Origin of the sequence: Kineococcus terrestris (genome assembly GCF_041020755.1) — a bacterium.
GTDB classification, from domain to species: Bacteria; Actinomycetota; Actinomycetes; order Actinomycetales; family Kineococcaceae; genus Kineococcus; species Kineococcus terrestris.
Window position 1 is genome coordinate 1 of sequence record NZ_JBEUEI010000029.1, and the last position, 18,092, is coordinate 18,092.

General features: G+C 76.3%; 15 protein-coding genes. 11 read left to right on the plus strand and 4 right to left on the minus strand.

Going from position 1 to position 18,092, the window contains the following annotated elements; all coding sequences use genetic code 11:
- Positions 1 to 16 precede the first annotated feature (16 nt).
- Positions 17 to 1,858 (minus strand): S8 family serine peptidase, encoded by a 1,842-nt coding sequence (locus AB8M62_RS15655; protein WP_369052735.1) that lies wholly within the window; start codon positions 1,856 to 1,858, stop codon positions 17 to 19.
- 262 nt (positions 1,859 to 2,120) lie between these two features.
- Here AB8M62_RS15655 and AB8M62_RS15660 point away from each other — a divergent pair, with 262 nt between their 5' ends.
- From AB8M62_RS15660 to AB8M62_RS15705, 10 genes are all read left to right on the plus strand, one after another.
- Complete coding sequence (locus AB8M62_RS15660; protein ID WP_369070153.1) at positions 2,121 to 3,149, plus strand: LacI family DNA-binding transcriptional regulator; 1,029 nt, start codon at positions 2,121 to 2,123, stop codon at positions 3,147 to 3,149.
- Positions 3,150 to 3,258: 109 nt separating this feature from the next.
- The gene (locus AB8M62_RS15665) at positions 3,259 to 4,491 is read left to right on the plus strand and encodes a sugar ABC transporter substrate-binding protein (protein WP_369052732.1); all 1,233 of its coding nucleotides are present in this window, start codon (positions 3,259 to 3,261) and stop codon (positions 4,489 to 4,491) included.
- The gene (locus AB8M62_RS15670) at positions 4,484 to 5,455 is read left to right on the plus strand and encodes a carbohydrate ABC transporter permease (protein WP_369052731.1); all 972 of its coding nucleotides are present in this window, start codon (positions 4,484 to 4,486) and stop codon (positions 5,453 to 5,455) included. Before AB8M62_RS15665 ends, AB8M62_RS15670 begins: the two co-directional genes overlap by 8 nt.
- A 116-nt stretch (positions 5,456 to 5,571) precedes the next feature.
- Complete coding sequence (locus AB8M62_RS15675) at positions 5,572 to 6,324, plus strand: carbohydrate ABC transporter permease (protein WP_369070177.1); 753 nt, start codon at positions 5,572 to 5,574, stop codon at positions 6,322 to 6,324.
- A gap of 17 nt (positions 6,325 to 6,341) precedes the next feature.
- Positions 6,342 to 7,139, plus strand: coding sequence for a ThuA domain-containing protein (locus AB8M62_RS15680; protein ID WP_369070154.1), 798 nt, complete (start codon positions 6,342 to 6,344; stop codon positions 7,137 to 7,139).
- Positions 7,136 to 8,245, plus strand: coding sequence for a Gfo/Idh/MocA family protein (locus AB8M62_RS15685; protein ID WP_369052727.1), 1,110 nt, complete (start codon positions 7,136 to 7,138; stop codon positions 8,243 to 8,245). The genes AB8M62_RS15680 and AB8M62_RS15685 overlap by 4 nt, the downstream gene beginning before the upstream one ends.
- A gap of 198 nt (positions 8,246 to 8,443) precedes the next feature.
- On the plus strand, positions 8,444 to 9,661 hold the full coding sequence (locus AB8M62_RS15690; RefSeq protein WP_373694971.1) for a Gfo/Idh/MocA family protein: 1,218 nt from the start codon (positions 8,444 to 8,446) through the stop codon (positions 9,659 to 9,661).
- A gap of 11 nt (positions 9,662 to 9,672) precedes the next feature.
- A complete protein-coding gene (locus tag AB8M62_RS15695) occupies positions 9,673 to 10,680 on the plus strand; it encodes a sugar phosphate isomerase/epimerase family protein (protein WP_369052724.1) in 1,008 nt (335 codons plus the stop codon).
- Between the two features lie 186 nt (positions 10,681 to 10,866).
- Positions 10,867 to 11,397: a CAP domain-containing protein gene (locus tag AB8M62_RS15700; RefSeq protein ID WP_369052723.1), complete on the plus strand. Its 531-nt coding sequence runs from the start codon at positions 10,867 to 10,869 to the stop codon at positions 11,395 to 11,397.
- Between the two features lie 172 nt (positions 11,398 to 11,569).
- Positions 11,570 to 12,193 (plus strand): hypothetical protein, encoded by a 624-nt coding sequence (locus AB8M62_RS15705; RefSeq protein ID WP_369070155.1) that lies wholly within the window; start codon positions 11,570 to 11,572, stop codon positions 12,191 to 12,193.
- An 86-nt stretch (positions 12,194 to 12,279) separates the two neighbouring features.
- Here AB8M62_RS15705 and AB8M62_RS15710 read toward each other — a convergent pair whose 3' ends face one another.
- From AB8M62_RS15710 to AB8M62_RS15720, 3 genes are read right to left on the minus strand one after another with little or no spacing between them, the layout of a single operon-like run.
- The gene (locus AB8M62_RS15710; RefSeq protein WP_369070156.1) at positions 12,280 to 14,469 is read right to left on the minus strand and encodes a YhgE/Pip family protein; all 2,190 of its coding nucleotides are present in this window, start codon (positions 14,467 to 14,469) and stop codon (positions 12,280 to 12,282) included.
- Positions 14,466 to 15,242 (minus strand): ATP-binding cassette domain-containing protein, encoded by a 777-nt coding sequence (locus AB8M62_RS15715; RefSeq protein ID WP_369052720.1) that lies wholly within the window; start codon positions 15,240 to 15,242, stop codon positions 14,466 to 14,468. The genes AB8M62_RS15710 and AB8M62_RS15715 overlap by 4 nt, the downstream gene beginning before the upstream one ends.
- Positions 15,239 to 15,907, minus strand: coding sequence for a TetR/AcrR family transcriptional regulator (locus AB8M62_RS15720; RefSeq protein WP_369070157.1), 669 nt, complete (start codon positions 15,905 to 15,907; stop codon positions 15,239 to 15,241). The genes AB8M62_RS15715 and AB8M62_RS15720 overlap by 4 nt, the downstream gene beginning before the upstream one ends.
- Positions 15,908 to 16,095: 188 nt before the next feature.
- Here AB8M62_RS15720 and AB8M62_RS15725 point away from each other — a divergent pair, with 188 nt between their 5' ends.
- Positions 16,096 to 18,090 (plus strand): VanW family protein, encoded by a 1,995-nt coding sequence (locus AB8M62_RS15725; RefSeq protein ID WP_369070158.1) that lies wholly within the window; start codon positions 16,096 to 16,098, stop codon positions 18,088 to 18,090.
- Positions 18,091 to 18,092: the final 2 nt, after the last annotated feature.

Here is an 18,092-nt window from a genome sequence, read left to right on the forward strand (position 1 = left end):
GGGGTGGGGGTGGGGGTCAGCGGTAGGTGACGGTGGTGCGGGCGGTGGAGAAGGAGTACGTGACCGACCCGCCGGTGAAGTCCTGGCGCACGCCGCCGCGGACGGGGACCTCCTCGGTGCGCGGCCAGCCCAGGCGGCCGGTCTCCCAGCCGAGCCGGCCCCACTCGTCGCGGATGCGGCCGGTGACCACGCGCGCGCCGGTGGCGGGGGAGAAGTAGACCGACCCGCCCTGGAACACCGAGAACGCGCCGCCGCGCAGCGGCGCCTCCGACGTGGTGGGGAAGCCCAGCGGGCCGGTCTCGGCGCCGCTGCGGGCGTAGCGGTCGAGGACCGCGCCGCGCACGGCCTGCGCGCCCGTGGCCGGCGACCACCACACGCTCCCGCCGGTGAACCGCTGCACGACCCCGCCGCGGACGGCGACCTCCTCGCCGGCGGGGAACCCCAGCCACGAGCGCTCCCAGCCGAGCGAGGCCCACCGGGCGCGCACGTCGCCCTTGACCACCTGGGCGCCCGTCGCGGGCGACCAGTACACCGACCCGCCCTCGAAGGCCGCGAACGCCCCGCCCGCGACGGGCACCTCGCCGGTCACCGGCCAGCCCAGGGACGAGGCGGGTCCGCCCGCGGCGCGGTAGCGCTCCAGGACCGCCCCGCGCAGCACGGCCGTGGACCCGCTGCGCGCGTAGGCGACCGTGCCGTCCGGGCGCGCGGTCACCGAGGCGCCCGCCGCCCACGCGCGCGCCGCCGACACCGTGCCGGCCACGTCCAGGACGCCCGTGCCGTACCCGGCGGGCCAGGACGGGACCGGCCGGGCGCTGCTGCGCAGCCACTGCTCGACGGTCGCCGGGCCGGCGGCGGGGGCGACCGAGCGGGCCAGCGCCGCGGCCGCCGAGACCATCGGGGCGGAGAACGACGTGCCGGTGACGGCGCTGTAGACGTGGCGGGCGGAGGCGGGGCCCCCGGCGACGATCCCGGTGCCGGGCGCGGACAGGTCGACGAACTCGTTGTGCTGCGCCCACGGCGAGGCGGCCTGGTCGGTGCCCGCGGACACCGACACGACGCCCGGGTAGGAGGCCGGGTAGGAGACGACGTTGCCCCTGTCGCCGGTGTTGCCGGCGGCGGCGACCACGACGGCGCCCTTGCCGAGCGCGTAGGCGACGGCCTGGCGGACGACGTCGTTGGGGGCGCCGCCGCCGAGGGAGAGGTTGACGACGCTCGCGCCGGCGTCGGCGGCGTGGACGATCCCCTGCGCCAGCGGCGCGGAGGCGCACACGTCCACCTCGCACACCCGCACCGGCAGGACGGTGACGTCGGGGGCGACCCCGGCGGCGCCGACGCCGTTGCCGAGGGCGCCGGCCAGGACGGTGGCGACCCAGGTGCCGTGCGGGCCGCTGTCGCCGGCGCGGGCGAAGTCGGCCTGCGGCAGGACCCGGCCGGCGAGGTCGGGCTGGGTGGCGTCCACGCCGGAGTCGACGACGGCGACGACCACGCCGCGGCCGGTCGTGGTCGCCCACGCCTGCGGGGCGCGCACGACGTCCAGGTGGGTGGCGCGCGGCAGCAGCGGGTCGGCGGCGTCCAGCCGGTAGGTGGTCTGCACGTCGGCGGCCGCGACCGCGGGGTCGGCGTCCAGGCGCGCCACGAGGCGCTCGGCGGTCCCCGCGCCGGCGACGACGGTGGAGGTCACCTGCGGCCGGCCGTCGACGACGCGCATGACGTCCACGACGACGGGGGCGGTGTCCAGGTCCGCGCCCGCGGCGGCCGGTGCGGCCGCGAGCAGCAGGACCAGCGCGCCCGCGCCCGCGAGGAGCGGGGTCGCCCGGTGCCGCGGCCGTGCCGTCGGCGTGCTCGCGTGCTCGGACATGCGTCTCCCGGTGCGGTGGTGCGGGCGGTGCCTGCGGTCGTCACCCCTGTGTACCCGAGGGGTGACGCGCCGAACCTCTCGCACCTCGGTGCGTGATCGGGCGGACTTGAGCCGATCCGGGGACGCGCCCGGGTCGGGGGGTTGTCCCCGGGCGTCCCGTCCGCCTACAGTCGCGGCACACCACGTCGATGCGCATCGACGGCCAGCGGGCCGCGAGCGACCGGCGGGGGCCAGGCGTCACCGGCGACGAGGGGAGGGCGACGTGCCGCGCACCACCAGCTCCGGCGGCTCCGGCCCGACCAGCAAGGACGTCGCCCGGATCGCCGGGGTCTCGCAGAGCACCGTGTCCTACGTGATGAGCGGCAAGCGGCCGATCTCGGCCAAGACCCGCAAGCTCGTCGAGGACGCGATCGCCCAGCTGACCTACGAACCGCACGCCGGGGCGCGTGCGCTGGCCGGGCAGCGGACCAGCGTCATCGCCGTGGTCGTGCCGTTCGCCACGCCGGTGAGCGCGCACGGGCTGATGTCCTTCGTCGAGGAGATCGCCCTGGTCGCCCGCGCGCACGACCACGACGTGCTGCTCGTGACGGCCGACGAGGGCATCGCCGGGCTGCGGCGCGTGGCGGGCCGGCGCCTGTGCGACGCCGTGGTCGTCATGGAGGTGCGCACCGACGACGACCGCGTCGCGGTCGCCCGCGACCTGGGCGTCCCGGTCCTGTTCATCGGTGTGCCCGACGACTCAGAGAAGTTGCACTGCAACGACTTCGACTTCGAGTCCGCCGCCGACCTGCTGGTCGGCGAGCTCGCCGCCGCGGGTGAGCGCGACGTGGTGGTCGTGGCCTGGGGCGACGACACGACCAGCCGGGACATCAACTACGTGCCGCGCTTCGAGCGCGGCGCGCGGCGCTCGGCGCAGCGCCACGGCGTCGCCCTGGAGTGGGCGCCCGTCCCCGCCGACCGCGTCCTGGACCCCCTCCTCGAGGACGTGCTGGCGGGCCGCGAGGCCCCGCCGGCGCTCGTGGTCGCCACCGCCCTGCCGGAGGCGATGGGGGCGCTGGCCCGCCGCGGGCTGCGCCCCGGGACCGACCTGAGCCTGGTCGCGCTGTGCACGGCGGCCGAGGCGCAGGCGCAGGCCGTGGCGGTCACGGCCTGCTCGCAGCACCCGCGCGACGTGTCCCGGCGCGCGGTGACCCGCCTGTTCCGCCTGCTCGACGGCGCCGGTGCGCCGCCGGGGGTGGAGCTGTTCCCCGCCGAGGTGACCCGGCGGGACTCCGTCCGACCCCGACCCTGACCCCGCCCGTCCCCGGGAGGGGCTGAACCATCCCCATCGTCGATGCGTATCGACGATGGGGGGCTGGACCCGACCGCCCACGACGCCGTGGGCCGACGAGAGGAACGACATGGCTCGACGAGGAACCGTGCGCGCCGGACTGGCCTTCGCCCTGGCGCTCCCGCTGGCCCTGGGCGCGTGCGGCGGTGGCTCCGGCGGCGGCGGTGGCACCGCCGCGGGGGACCCGGACACCCTGCGCGTCCTGGACTACTACAACGACGAACCGAACCGGAGCGTCTGGCAGGGCGTCCTCGACGGCTGCGCCACCGAGGTCGGCGTCAGCATCGAGCGCGAGTCCGTGCCGGGCGAGGGCCTCATCCAGCGCGTGCTGCAGGCCAGCTCCTCGCGGACGCTGCCCGACGTCCTCATGCTGGACAACCCGGACATCCAGCAGATCGCCGCCTCCGGGGCCCTCGCGCCGCTCACCGACTTCGGCCTGGGCACCGAGGGCTACGCCGAGGGTGTCGTGGACGCCTCCACCTACGACGGGGAGCTGTACGCGCTGCAGCCCGTCACCAACACCATCGCCCTCTTCTACAACGAGCAGGTCTTCGAGGAGGCCGGGCTCACCCCGCCCACCACGTGGGAGGAGCTGAAGACGACCGCGGCGGCCCTCACGGAGGGCGACCGCTACGGCGTGGCCTTCTCCGCGACCAACAGCTACGAGGGCACTTGGCAGTTCCTGCCGTTCATGTGGTCCAACGGCGGCGACGAGGCCGACATCGCCACCCCCGAGACCGCCGAGGCGCTGCAGCTGTGGGTCGACCTGCTGCGCGACGGCTCCGCCTCGCAGTCCGTCGTCACGTGGGGCCAGGGCGACGTCAACGACCAGTTCAAGGCCGGCAACGCGGCCATGATGGTCAACGGCCCGTGGAACTTCGGCTCGCTGGCCGAGAACCCGGACCTGCGCTACGGCGTCGTCCCGATCCCCGCGCCCGAGGCCGGCGGCACCGTCGTCTCCCCGTTCGGCGGTGAGGCGTGGACCGTCCCGCAGACCGGTGACGAGGAGAAGATGGCGAAGGCCGCGGAGTTCGTGCAGTGCCTGAACTCCGACGAGAACGTGGTCGCCGCCTCCGTGGGCACCAACACCGTGCCCACCCGGCCCGAGCTGACCGACGACGCCGTCGCGCAGGTGCCGGAGCTGGAGAGCTTCGCCGAGCAGGTCCCCGACCTGCGCGCCCGCACCGGCCAGCTCGGCGAGGAGTGGCCGGCGGCCGCCACGAAGATCTACACGGCCGTGCAGAACGCGCTCGTCGGCGGCATGACGCCCGAGGACGCCCTGCGGCAGGCGCAGGATGGCTGACGCGCTCGTGCGCGGCGGGACCTCCGCACCCGCCGCGCCGGTCACCGCCCGCCCGGGCGGTGGCCGGCGCGGCCGGCCGGGACGCCGGGGCCAGCGCCTGGTCGAGGCGCTGTTCCTGGTCCCCGCCGCGCTCTACCTGCTGCTGTTCTTCGGCTACCCGGTCGTCAAGAACGTCGTGATGAGCTTCCAGGAGTACACGACCCGGACGTTCTTCACCGGCGAGGCGCCGTTCGTCGGCGTCGACAACTACGTCAACGTCGTCACCTCCCCGGTGTTCGACCGGGCCCTGCTCAACACCGTCCTGTTCACCCTGGGGTCCATCGCGGGGCAGTTCGTCCTCGGCCTGGCCATCGCGCTGTTCTTCCAGCGCCGGTTCCCGCTGTCCGGGGTGATGCGCTCGCTCATCCTGCTGCCCTGGCTCATCCCCATGATCGCGGGCTCGGCGGTGTGGCGGTGGATCCTCGACGCCGACAACGGCGTCCTGAACCGGGTGCTGGAGGCCCTGCCGTTCGTCGACGCCGGCCCGCAGTGGCTGACCAGCACGTCGCTGGCCCTGGTCGCCGTCATCGGCGTCAACATCTGGCTGGGCATCCCGTTCAACATGACGATCCTGTACGGCGGGCTGCAGGAGATCCCCGAGGAGCTGTACGAGGCCGGCGAGCTGGACGGCGCCACCGGGTGGCGGGCGTTCCGGCACATCACCTGGCCGATGCTGCGGCCCGTGGTGACCGTCGTCCTCGTCCTCGGCGTCGTCTACACGCTGAAGGTCCTCGACGTGATCCTCGGCCTGACCAACGGCGGGCCGGCCAACTCCACCCAGCTCATCTCGACGCTGTCCTACGACACCTCCTTCCGCCAGTTCGACTTCGGCGGCGGCGCGGCCCTCGGCAACGTCCTCGTCCTGCTGTCCCTCGTCTTCGCGATCGTCTACCTGCGCTTCAACCGGCGCGCCGTGGACGAGTGAGGAGCGCCGTGAGCACCCCGACCCTCGCCCGGACGACCGGCCGGCCCGCACCGGCCCGCGTCCGCGCGCCCCGCAAGCCGGGCCACGTCCTCGTCGGCCTGCTGATCCTGGCGTTCATGCTGTTCCCGCTGTACTGGATGCTCAACGTGTCCCTGCAGCCGTCCAGCAACGCCGTCGCCACGCCGTGGCTGCCGTTCGACCTCACGTTCGACGGCTACGCCACCGCGATCAGCGAGCAGCGGCGCAACCTGCTCACCAGCCTCGCGGTGGGGCTGGGCGCGGTCGTCGTCAGCCTCCTGGTGGCCACCCCGGCCGCCTACGCGCTGGCGCAGTTCCGGATCCGCTGGGCCACGCCCCTGCTGTTCGGCATCCTCATCACGCAGATGGTGCCCGGGATCGTCGTCGCCAACGCCCTCTACAGCGCCTACAGCGACCTCGGCCTGCTCAACACCGTGGGCGGTCTGGTGCTGGCCGACGCCGCGCTCGGCATCCCGTTCTCGATCATCGTGATGCGCGCCTTCATGGGCGGCATCCCCCGCTCGGTGATCGAGGCCGCCCTCGTCGACGGCGCCGGTCCCGTGCGCGCCTTCGTGTCCGTCGTGCTGCCGATGAGCCGCAACGCGCTCATCACGGCCGGCCTGTTCACGTTCCTCTTCGCGTGGGGCGACTTCCTGTTCGCCCTCACGCTGACCACCACGCCCGAGGTGCGGCCCATCACGCTCAGCCTCTACAACTACATCGGCACCTTCGTCAGCGACTGGTCGCCGATCATGGCGACGGCCATCCTGTCGTCGCTGCCCGCCATCGCCCTGCTCGTCGTCGCCCAGCGGTACGTCGCCGCGGGCGTCACCGGCGGGGCCGTCAAGTGACCACCCAGGGAGCTCCCATGGCCGCCACCGGCCCGATCCGCGTCACCGTCTGGGGCGAGAACCGCCACGAGCAGCTCGAGCCCGAGGTGGCGCAGCGCTACCCCGACGGCATGCACGGCGCCGTCGCCCAGGGCGTCGAGGAGAACCTCGGCGACCGCGTCGTCGTGCGCACCGCGACCCTCGACGACCCCGAGCACGGCCTGAGCGAGGAGGTGCTGCGCGGCACCGACGTCCTCACCTGGTGGGGGCACGCCGCCCACGCGGAGGTCTCCGACGAGGTCGTCGAGCGCGTGCACCGGCACGTCCTGGAGGGGATGGGGCTCATCGTCCTGCACTCCGGGCACTGGTCGAAGGTCTTCACCAAGCTCATGGGCACCACGTGCACGCTGCGCTGGCGCGCCGAGCACGACCGCGAGCTGGTGTGGACCGTCGACCCCACGCACCCCATCGCGCGGGGCGTCCCCCACCCGCTGGTCATCGAGGAGGACGAGATGTACGGGGAGTTCTTCGACGTCCCCACCCCCGACGAGCTCGTCTTCATCTCCTCCTTCTCCGGCGGGGAGGTCTTCCGCTCCGGCTGCACGTGGCGGCGCGGCTTCGGCAAGGTCTTCTACTTCCGCCCCGGCGACCAGGAGTACCCCACGTACTTCCACGCCGACGTGCGCAAGGTCATCGCCAACGCCGTCGAGTGGGCCGTCACGGTGCGCCCCGAGCGGACCCTGCCGACGCTGCTGCGCTACGACACGGACGACTTCTTCAACGGCCACGGCTACCAGGGCGCCCTGAGCGCCGAGGCGCAGGAGGCGGCCCGGTGACCGGCGGGCGCGCGGACGGGCCCGTGCGGGTCGTCCTCGTCGGCGCCGGCGGGATGGGCAAGGCGTGGCTGTCCACGATCCTCGCCTCCCCGAGCACCGAGCTGGCCGGCGTCGTCGACCTGGACCTGGAGGTGGCCGAGAAGGCCGCCGCCTCCGCCGGCGTCCCGGACGTCCCGCTGGGCCGCGACGCCGTCGAGCTGGCCCGCGCCACCGGCGCCGAGGCGGTCGTCAACGTCACCGTGCCGCGCGCGCACCACCCCGTCACCACGGCCGCGCTGTTCGCGGGGCTGCCGGTGCTGGGGGAGAAGCCCGTCGCCGACACGGTCGCCCGCGGGCTGTCCCTCGTGGCGGCCAGCGAGGTCAGCGGGGAGCTGTTCGTCACCAGCCAGTCGCGCCGCTGGAACCCGCACGTGCACGCCCTGCGCGAGCAGGCGCGCGCCCTGGGCCGGCTCGGCGTCCTGACGACGGAGTTCTTCAAGGCCCCGCACTTCGGCGGGTTCCGCGAGGACATGGACCACCCGCTGCTGCTGGACATGGCGATCCACCCCTTCGACACCGCCCGCTTCGTCCTGGACGCCGAGCCGGTGTCGGTGTACTGCGAGGAGTTCAACCCGCCGTGGAGCTGGTACCGGGGTGACGCGGGCGCCGCGGCCGTCTTCGAGATGACCGGCGGGGTGCGCTACGCCTACACGGGCAGCTGGTGCAGCCCGGGCCGCGAGACGTCGTGGAACGGCGCGTGGCGGCTGTCCGGCGAGCGCGGCAGCGCCCTGTGGGACGGCGACACCGAGCCGGTGCTGGAGACGGAGCCGCCCGTGGACCCGCCGGCCGTGCCGGCGGTGGGGGAGGGCATCGCGGGCGCGCTGGAGGCGTTCACCGCCGCGCTGCGCGGCGGGCCGGTGCCCACGGGCGAGGTCCACGAGAACGTCCTGAGCCTGGTGATGGTCGAGGCCGCCGTCGAGTCGTCCACCAGCGGCGCGCGCGTGCTCGTCGACGACGTCCTGGACCGCGCCTACGCCCGGGCGCTGGAGCAGGAGGAGCGCGAGGACGTGCGCGCGCGGCTGGCGTCGTGGACGTCGGTGCGCGGCGCCCTCACCCCCCGCCCCTGACCCGGTCCGTCCCCGTCCCGCTCCGCCGTCCCGTCCCGCCCGGCTGATCGCCCCCCTCGCCGTGATCATGGATGGATGACCGTTCACCCGTCCATGATCACGGCGGGGGAGGGGGTGGTGGACGGGGGAGCGGGCCCGGGTGACGGGCGGGTGAACCGGTCCAGCCCGTCGCCCCGCCCGGCGGGCCCGGGTGGCAGGATGCCCGCACGATCGACGAGGAGGTCTGAGTTGCCCGACACGTCCCTTCCCGAGCTCGGCGTGGCCGTCATCGGCCACTCCTTCATGGGAGCCGTCCACTCGCACGCCTGGCGGACCGTCGACCACGTCGGCACGCCGCGCTTCCGCACCCGCCGGGTCGCCCTCGCCGGGCGGGACGCCGGCCGGGCCGCCGCCGCCGCGCAGCAGTTCGGCTGGGAGGAGTCCACCGACGACTGGCGCACGCTCATCGAGCGCGACGACGTCCACGTCATCGACGTCCTCACCCCCGGCGACAGCCACGAGGAGATCTCGGTGGCGGCCCTGGAGGCGGGCAAGCACGTCCTGTGCGAGAAGCCCCTGGCCAAGGACGTCGCCGGCGCCGAGCGCATGACGGCGGCCGCTCAGGCCGCCTCCGCGCGCGGCGTGCGCAGCATGGTCGCCTTCAACTACCGCAAGGTGCCCGCCCTCGGGCTGGCCCGCCAGCTCGTCGCCGACGGCCGCCTCGGCACCGTCCGCCAGGTGCGCGCCCTGTACCTGCAGGACTGGATCGTCGACGAGTCCTTCCCGCTGACCTGGCGCCTGCAGAAGGACCGCTCCGGCGCCGGCGCGCTCGGCGACATCGGCTCGCACATCATCGACGCCGCGCAGTTCGTCACCGGCCAGCTGCTCACCGGGGTCTCCGGCGCCACCGAGACGTTCGTCAAGCAGCGGCCCGTGGAGGCGCAGCGCACCGGCTCCAACACCGGGCTGGGCGCCGAGGCCGGCACCGAGCTGGGCGAGGTCACCGTCGACGACGCGGCGGTGTTCTTCGGCCGCGGCGACGGCGGCGCCCTCATGACGTTCGAGGCCACCCGCATGGCGCTGGGCCGCAAGAACGCCATGCGCCTGGAGGTCAACGGCTCGAAGGGCAGCGTCGCGTTCGACTTCGAGTCGATGAACGAGCTGCAGTTCTTCGACGGCACCCTGCCGGACGCCGAGAACGGGTTCCGGAGGATCCTGGCGACCGAGCCGGACCACCCGGGCGTGTCGAACTGGTGGCCGGCCGGGCACGGCCTGGGCTACGACCACCCGTTCGTGCACGAGCTGCAGGAGTTCCTGGGCGCGATCGCCGACGAGCGCGACCCGAGCCCGTCGTTCGCCGACGGCCTGCAGGTCCAGAAGGTCCTGGACGCGGTGCAGCGCAGCGCCGAGAACGACTCCGCCTACACGACGATCTGAGGAGGGCCCCGATGCCTCGTCCCGTCACCCTGTTCACCGGCCAGTGGGCCGACCTGCCGTTCGAGGAGGTGTGCCGCCTCGCCTCCGAGTGGGGGTTCGACGGCCTGGAGATCGCCACCTGGGGCGACCACCTGGACTCCTCGCGCGGCGCCCGCGACGACGACTACATCGCCGAGAAGAAGGCCACGCTCGAGAAGTACGGCCTGAAGGTGTGGACCATCTCCGCGCACCTGTCCGGGCAGGCCGTCTGCGACCTCATCGACGAGCGCCACAAGGACATCGTCTCCTCGGCCGTGTGGGGCGACGGCGACCCGGAGGGCGTGCGCCAGCGCGCCGCCGAGTACGTCAAGGACACCGCCCGCACGGCCGCCAAGCTGGGCGTGAAGACGGTCACCGGGTTCACCGGGTCCTCGATCTGGCACACCGTGGCGATGTTCCCCCCCACGCCGGCCGCCATGGTCGACGCCGGGTACCAGGACTTCGCCGACCGCTGGAACCCGATCCTCGACGTCTTCGACGAGGTCGGCGTGCGCTTCGCCCACGAGGTCCACCCGTCCGAGATCGCCTACGACTACTGGACGACGCAGCGCGCGCTGGAGGCGATCGGACACCGCCCGGCGTTCGGGCTGAACTTCGACCCGAGCCACTTCGTGTGGCAGGACCTGGACACGGTCGGGTTCCTGCGCGACTTCGCCGACCGGATCTACCACGTGCACTGCAAGGACTCCAAGAAGCAGCTCGACGGCCGCGCCGGCCGGCTGGGCTCGCACCTGGCGTGGGCGGACTCCCGCCGGGGCTGGGACTTCGTCTCCGTCGGGCACGGCGACGTGCCGTGGGAGGCGATCTTCCGCCAGCTCAACGTCATCGGCTACGAGGGCCCCACGAGCGTGGAGTGGGAGGACGCGGGCGTGGACCGGCTGCGCGGCGCGCCCGACGCGCTGGCGTTCGTGCGCCGGCTCGGCGAGCTGATCCAGCCGCCGGCGGCCGCGTTCGACGCCGCCTTCAGCTCGAAGGGCTGACCCGGGGCCGACCTGGTCCCCGCGGTCCCGCAGGTGGAACCTGCGGGACCGCGGGAACCGCGGGGCGCCGGCGCGCGTCCCACCTCGAAGGCGCCAGTGACTCGGCGTAACCCCACGTTCACGTGGAGTGTGGTTCAGCTCACAAACCGCGCCGCGGCCCGGTCGCCGGCTGGTTGGGTACGCGCCATGCCGACCCCGGGTCCCTCCCCCCGCTCCGCCCTGCGCCCGCGCCGGGCCGCACGCCTCGCCGCCCTGCCCGTCGCCACCCTCGCCGGTCTCGCGCTGGCCGCCGCCACGGCCGTCCCCGCCGTCGCCGTGCCGGTCGGGCCCCCGCCGCCGCCGGACCCGCTGGCCCTGCACGTGCTGCACGAGACGAACGTCGCGCGCGCCGCCGCCGGCTGCGCGCCGCTGGAGCTGGCGCTCCCGCTGGTCGCCGCCGCCGAGCGCCACTCCGACGAGATGGCCGCCCGGGGCGCCATGACCCACACCGGCGCGGACGGCAGCACCCCCCGCACCCGCCTGCTCGCCCAGGGCGTCTCCCCGCGCCGCACCGCCGAGAACGTCGCCTTCGGGTACGCCGCCGACCAGGTCGTCGACGCGTGGCTGGCCAGCGACGGGCACCGCCGCAACGTCCTGGACTGCCGCCTGACCCAGGTGGGCATCGCGGAGACCCCCGGGCGCGCGGGGTCCTACTGGACGCAGGTCTTCGCCGGATGAGCCGCCGTCCCGGTCCGGTCGCGCCGTGAGCACGGCGCTGCGCACGCGCCCGCCCCGCCGCCCCCGTCGTGACACCCTGTCGAGGGGTCGTCGCTCTGCGGGAACCGCGGTGGTGGGGAGCGCGTCCGACGACCGGACCGGGACGCCAGGACGGGACGAGGAGGTGCGGCCGGTGGTGCGCGGACAGCTCGCCGAGCCGCGGCTGGAGGTCTCCCGCTCGTCCCGCGCGCCGGCGCCGCGCGGCCTCGCGGCGCTGCGCCGCACCTCGGCCGTGCTCGCCGTCGTCCTCACCGGCCTGCTCGGCGTCCACGCCGCGCAGGCCCTGACCGGCCCGCCCGCCGGCGGCGCCGAGCCGTCACCGACGCCCCTGCCGCGGGTCACCACCGACAGCGACGCCCTCGCCCGGCTGGAGGCGCTGCGCGCCGACGGCCTGCGCCGGCACGCCCCCGAGGGGCAGTGGGTGGCGCAGCTGTCGGCCAAGAGCGTCGGCCTGACCGACCCCGAGCAGACGGCCGCCAACGGCAGCAACACCTTCTACGCCACCGACATCCTCGCCCAGGTGCAGGACCTCGCCGCCGGCGTCGCCAGCGGGGAGGTCTTCGTGCTGCGCAGCACCGACCTGCGCGAGGAGCTGCGCGACCCGCGCGGCGAGGCGTACTGGAACACCTTCGCGGCCGGCTCGTTCGCCGACGCCGCCGCGGTGCGCCGCTGGTGCGACGAGGTCTTCGTCGCCGTCGACGGTCCCGAGCGCGGCCACGTCTGCTTCGCCAAGCAGCTGCACCCCGCCGGCGGCTGATCCCCGCGCCACCCACCGTGATCTTGCTGGGAATGCCAGCAAGATCACGGCGGGGAGGGGGCGAGTGGAGGCGTCGGCGGGGAGGGTCAGAGGGCCAGGGCCGGGTGCAGGCGGGCGGGGGACCAGGTGCGGCGCCGGTGGGCGGCCAGGACGCTGACCGCCAGGCCCAGCAGCCCGAACCCGGCGAGCACGGCCGCCGACGACCACACCGCCGCTCCGGACCCGCCCACGACGAGGTGGCGCAGGCCGTCGGCCGCGTACGTCATCGGCAGCAGCGGGTGCAGCACCTGGAAGAAGCCCGGCGCCGTCTGCACGGGGTACGTGCCGCCCGTGGAGGTCAGCTGGAGCACCAGCAGCACGAGGGCCCCCAGCCGGCCCGCCCCGCCGAACAGCGCCACCAGGCACTGGTGCAGCGCCGTGAACACCACCGCCACCAGGACCGTGAACGCCAGCGTGGCCGCCGGTCGCGGCGAGGAGATCCCCACCGCCGTCAGCAGCACCACGCCCAGCACGAGGCCCTGCGCCACGGCCAGCAGCGCGCCGGGCGCCCAGCCCGCCAGCGCCGCCCGCACCGGGGAGACCGTCGAGGCCAGCGCCCGCGGCGACAGGGCCCGCAGCACCATGTACGTGACCATCCCGCCCACCCACAGGGCGACCGGCACGAACAGCGGCGCCAGGCCGTCGGCGTAGTGCGCCACCGGGTTCTCGACCACCCGCTGCGCCTGGACGGGGTCGGCCACCACGCCCGCCCGCTGCTCGCGCTGGGCCGCGCTCAGGGCCGGCACCTGCCCGGCGCCCTCGCGCAGGCTCCCGGCCAGCTCGCCGGCGCCGTCGGTCAGCCGGCCCGTGCCGTCGGCCAGCGCCCCGGCGCCCGTGGCGGCCGCCTCGGTGCCGCCCAGCAGGGAGCGGGCGCCGTCGTCGACCGCGGCGGCGCCGGAGGCCAGCTCGCCCGCGCCCGCGGCCGCCGAGCGCGCCCCGGCCGCCAGGGACGACGTGCCGGCGGCCAGCTCGTCCGCCCCGCCGGCCGCGGAGGCGGCACCGGCGGCCAGCGCGGGCGCGGCGTCGGCCAGCGCCCGGTTGCCGGTCGCGACGGCGTCGGCCCCGGCGGCCAGCGCGTCGACGTCCGCGGCCAGCTGGCGGGCCCGCGCCGCGGCGTCGGCCACCGTGGCCGCCACCCGCTCGTCGTCAAGGCCGGCGCGCGCCCGCGCCAGCTGCTCCACGGCCTCCTGCAGCTGCGGGTCGCCGGAGGCGGCGGCGACCGCGCGGGCCCGCTCCAGCGCGTCGTCCAGGGCCGGGCCCAGGTCCGCGCCGGCGCCGGCGACGGCGTCCAGCGCCCCGGTGTCCAGGCCGTCCACGGCCTGCGCGAGGCGGGCGGCGCCGTCGGCGACCCGCCGGGAGCCGTCGGCCAGCTCGGCGGTCCGCTGCGGCAGCGCGGCGGTCCCCTCGCGCAGCGCGCCCAGGCCGCCGGCGAGCTCGCGCGCGCCGGTGTCCGCGGCGGCCGCCCCGCCGGCCAGGGCCGCGGTGCCGTCGGCCAGCTCCCGCGAGCCGGTGCGCAGGTCGCCCGTGCCGTCGACGAGCCGGGCGGCGCCGCGGTCGAGGTCGCCGAGACCCACGAGCAGCTCGCGGGCGCCGTCGTCGGTGCGCGCGGCGCCGTCGGTCAGCTCGTCGGCGCCGTCGGCGGCCCGGTCCAGGGAGTCGTGGACGTCGCTGAAGGCCAGGTAGACGCCGTCGAGGTGACCGGCCGTGGCCGTGCGCTGCAGACCGGTGCGCACGCTGGTCGCCACCGTGTCGGTGACCTGGCTGACGACGTGGTTGACGGCGTCGTCGGTGGTGACGCTCAGCCGCGCGCTGCGCGGGGCGTCGCCCGTCGTGGACGCCAGGGCGGTGGAGAAGTCCCGCGGGACGGTGAGGACGGCCGCGTAGTCGCCGTCGGCCAGGCCCTCCCGGGCCCGCTCGGCGGTGGTGGCCTCCCAGGTGAACCCGGCGTCGGCGTCCGGGCCGGTCAGCTGCTCGACGAGGTCGGCGCCCGCCCGCACCGGCGTGCTCGCCCTGTCGGGCCCGGTGGCGGTCGCGGGCACGTCCTCGTCGACGACGGCCGCGCGCAGCCGGTCCAGGTGCGCGACCGGGTCGTGGTTGGCGCTGAGGTACAGCCCGCCGTACAGCAGCGGGACGACGACCACCACGAGCAGCGCCAGCCGGGTGATCGTGGCGCGCCCGAAGCGGGCCAGCTCCAGGCCGGGCAGGGTCGCGGGCAGGGTCGTCGGGCGCGGGCTCATCGGGGGTCCTCCAGGTCCACGACCACCACGGGGCCGGGGGTGTCGGCGGGCAGGTCGGTGCTGTCGGTGCAGGTGGCCAGGACCGTCAGCGGCCGCCCGGTGGCGGTGCGCAGCGCGGCCAGCGCCGCCCACGCGCGGCGGCGGTCCGCGGCGCGGCGCAGGGCGTCGACGTCGTCGACGGCCAGGGCGTCCGGGCGCCCCAGCAGGCCCAGGCCCGCGGCCAGCAGCGCGCGGTCCAGCGGCGGCAGGTCGCCCACGGGCGCGTCGGCGTCCAGGGCGGCCCGCTCGCCGTCCGCCGCGCCGAGCAGGTCGCGCAGGTGCGCCAGCCGGTCCTCGACGGCGGCGCGCGAGGCCCACGGCCGCCACCACGGCTGGTGCAGGACGAGCCGCTCGGCCACGTGCTGGCCGACGGTGAGGACGTCGTCGAGGTCGTCGACCCCGCGCACCCCGCCCAGCGCCACGGCCCGGCGCACCGCGCCCGCCCCGCCGGGCAGGGGGTGCCCCAGGACGTCGAGGCGGCCGGCGTCCAGGCGCAGGCGCCCGGCGAGCGCCAGCAGCAGCGCCGTCTTGCCGCTGCCGGTGCCCCCGCGCACGACGACGAGCGCGCCGGCGGGCGCCTCCACGTCCACGCCCTCGAAGGCGGCGGCCGGGCGGTGCCCGCGCAGCGCGAGCCCGCGCCCGCGCACGGCCGCCGGTGCGCCACCGTCCGGTGCGCCGTCCGGTGCGTCCTCGCGCGGGGCGGGCCAGGTGCCCGCGAGGTGGCGCCCGTTCACCGGTCGCTCCCCGCCGCCCCGTCGAGCGGGCTGCTCAGGGCGAGCAGCACCCCGGTCAGCGCGTCGGCCTCCAGCCGCCGCACGGTCGCGGCGTCCTCCGGGCCGGCGAGCAGGGCGGGAGTGCTGAAGCCGTCGTGGACGGCGACGACGGCCTGGGCGGCCTCGGGGGCGGGCACGCCCAGGCGCCGCCCGGCGCGCTCGGCGCCCGCGGTGAGCAGGACCGCCAGGCGCGCCTGCAGGGCCGCGCGGTGCGCGGCGAGAGCGGCCGCGGCGGCGGGGTCGCGCAGGGCCTGGGCGGTGAACTCGGTGCGCACGAGCTGCCAGGTGCGCTCGCGCGGGAGGACGTCCAGGACGCGGGCCACGAGCGCGGCCAGGTCGGCGGGACCTCCGGCGCTCCCGGGGCCCGTCCCGTCCGGCTCGGCCAGGCGGGCGCCGACCTCGGCGAGGAGGGCGTCGGCCTGCTGCGCGAAGAGCGCGGAGACGACCTCGTCGAGGGTGGCGAAGTTGGAGTAGAAGGCACCGCGCGTGTAGCCGGCGCGCTCGCAGACGGCCTCGACGCTGGTGCGGGCCAGGCCCGCGTCGGCGACGACGGCGAGGGCGGCGTCCAGCAGGCGCTGGCGGGTCTGCGCGCGCCGGCGCGTGCCGCGTCCGGGTGGTTCGGTCACCCCACCACCGTAGCCCCCGGTGGATGCAGAACGTATCGAGTACGGACTGCATCCGCCGTCGGGCGGGGTGAACCCCGCCACACCCCCCGCCGTCCCGCTCGTTCCCCCGGCAGCACCCCCGGCCGCTCCGTAGGGTGGTGCCACCTGCGCGGAGCGTCCGGCCGCGCGGGCCGATGGGGGGACACGCAGTGAGCAACCGGGGCGACCGCCCGGCGGAGCAGGACCGTCGCACCACGCAGGACCGCGCCGCGGGGGCACGGGGCACGGGGGAGCGGGGCGCGCGCACGGCCGTCGGCCGCGCCGTCCGCCGACCCCGCACCTGGGTCGTGGCGGGTGCCGTCGCCGCCGTCGGCGGCGGGTACGTGGCCGCCGCCCTCGCCCTGGGCGGCACCGTCCCGCGCGGCACCACCGTGCTGGGCGCCGACCTCGGCGGCCTCGACCGCGCCGCCGCCGCCGACGCCCTCGCCGGCCCCGCCGGCGAGGTGGCCGGTCGTCCGCTGCCCCTGCGCGTCACCGGTGCGGGCGCCGCGCTGGACACCGGTCTCGACCCCGCGGCCGCGGGCCTGGCCGTCGACGTCGACGCCACCGCCGGAACCCTCACCGCCCCCGCGTGGGACCCGCGCGACCTGTGGCGCCACCTCGCCGGCGGCGGCGAGCAGCGCCCCGTCGTCGACGTCGACCGCGACGCCCTCACCGGCGCCCTGCGCGCCGTCGCCGAGGACGTCGACGCGCCCGCCGCCGAGGGCGCCGTCGTCTTCGCCGTCACCCCGGGCGAGGGCGGCGCACCCGCGCGCGTCGAGCCCGTCGTCGAGGCTCCCGCCGACGGCCGCTCCCTGGACGTCGCGGCCGCCGCCGACACCGTCGCGGCCGCCTGGCCCACCGACGGCCCCGTCGAGCTGACCGCCGAGGTCGAGCGTCCCAGCGCCGACGCCGCCGCGATCGAGGCCGCCGCCGAGGACGTCGCCCGCCCGGCCGTCGACGGGGACCTCGTCGTCGCCGGCGGCGGTCGCGACGTCGTCCTGGCCCCGGCGGTGTTCGCGCCGGCGCTCGCCGTGCGGCCCGTGGACGGCACCCCGCAGCTGGTCGCCGACGGCGAGGCCCTGCAGACCGCCGTGCTGGCCGCCGACCCGGGTTTCGAGGTGCCCGCGCAGGACGCCCGCATCGAGGTCGACGGCGAGGTGCCGCGCGTCGTGCCGTCCGTGGAGGGCAGCGACCTCGCCCCCGAGGACCTCGCCGGCGCCGTCACCGCGGCGCTGACCGTCCCCGCCGCGACACCCGCCGCCACCGCGACCGGCACCGCGACGGAGACGGCGGAACCCGGTCCCGCGCCGGAACCCTCCCGGCGCGCCGAGGTGGACCTGCGGCCCGCGGTGCCCGCGCTGACGACCGAGCAGCTGCAGCAGCTGAACGTCGTGGAGCGCATGTCGACGTTCTCCACGACGCTGACCGCCAACCGCGCCCGCACCGAGAACATCCGGCTGGCCGCCGCCGCCGTCGACGGCACCCTGCTGCGCCCCGGCGAGGAGTTCTCGATGAACGACGTCGTCGGCGAGCGCACCCCCGAGCGCGGCTACAACCGCGCCGGCGTCATCTCCGGCGGCCGCCTCGTCGACGACTACGGCGGCGGTGTCTCCCAGCTGTCCACCACGCTGTTCAACGCGGTGTTCTTCGCGGGGCTCGACGAGGTCGAGCACCGGCCGCACTCGTTCTACATCTCCCGCTACCCGGCCGGGCGCGAGGCGACGATCGACTGGCGCAGCATCGACAACCGGTTCCGCAACGACTCCGGCAACGGCGTCTACGTGCAGGCGTACGTCGCCGACGGCGAGGTCACCGTCTCCCTGTACGGGACGAGGTTCCGCGAGGTGCGGGCGGAGTCCTCCGGCCGCTACGCCGTGACGCAGCCGCGCACCATCTACGACACCAGCTCGGACTGCTCCCCGCAGTCGGCGAACCCGGGTTTCACCATCGACGTCACGCGGATCATGACGCCCGTGGGCGGCGGCCCGGAGGAGCGGGAGACGTGGACGACGCGCTACAACCCGCAGAACCGCATCGTCTGCGGCCCCGACCCCGCCACCGTGCGGCCCAGTCCGACGGGCACCCCGTCGCCGACGGGAACCCCCGCGCCGCCGCCCGAGGCGCCGCCCGCGCCGGAGGGTGAACCGGCCCCGGAAGGCTGAGC

Coding starts and splice junctions, on each gene's coding strand:
- AB8M62_RS15655 (WP_369052735.1), bottom strand. CDS start 1,858: ATGTCCGAGCACGCGAGCACGCCGACGGCACGGCCGCGGCACCGGGCG.
- AB8M62_RS15665 (WP_369052732.1), top strand. CDS start 3,259: ATGGCTCGACGAGGAACCGTGCGCGCCGGACTGGCCTTCGCCCTGGCG.
- AB8M62_RS15670 (WP_369052731.1), top strand. CDS start 4,484: ATGGCTGACGCGCTCGTGCGCGGCGGGACCTCCGCACCCGCCGCGCCG.
- AB8M62_RS15675 (WP_369070177.1), top strand. CDS start 5,572: ATGCTGTTCCCGCTGTACTGGATGCTCAACGTGTCCCTGCAGCCGTCC.
- AB8M62_RS15680 (WP_369070154.1), top strand. CDS start 6,342: ATGGCCGCCACCGGCCCGATCCGCGTCACCGTCTGGGGCGAGAACCGC.
- AB8M62_RS15690 (WP_373694971.1), top strand. CDS start 8,444: ATGCCCGCACGATCGACGAGGAGGTCTGAGTTGCCCGACACGTCCCTT.
- AB8M62_RS15695 (WP_369052724.1), top strand. CDS start 9,673: ATGCCTCGTCCCGTCACCCTGTTCACCGGCCAGTGGGCCGACCTGCCG.
- AB8M62_RS15700 (WP_369052723.1), top strand. CDS start 10,867: ATGCCGACCCCGGGTCCCTCCCCCCGCTCCGCCCTGCGCCCGCGCCGG.
- AB8M62_RS15710 (WP_369070156.1), bottom strand. CDS start 14,469: ATGAGCCCGCGCCCGACGACCCTGCCCGCGACCCTGCCCGGCCTGGAG.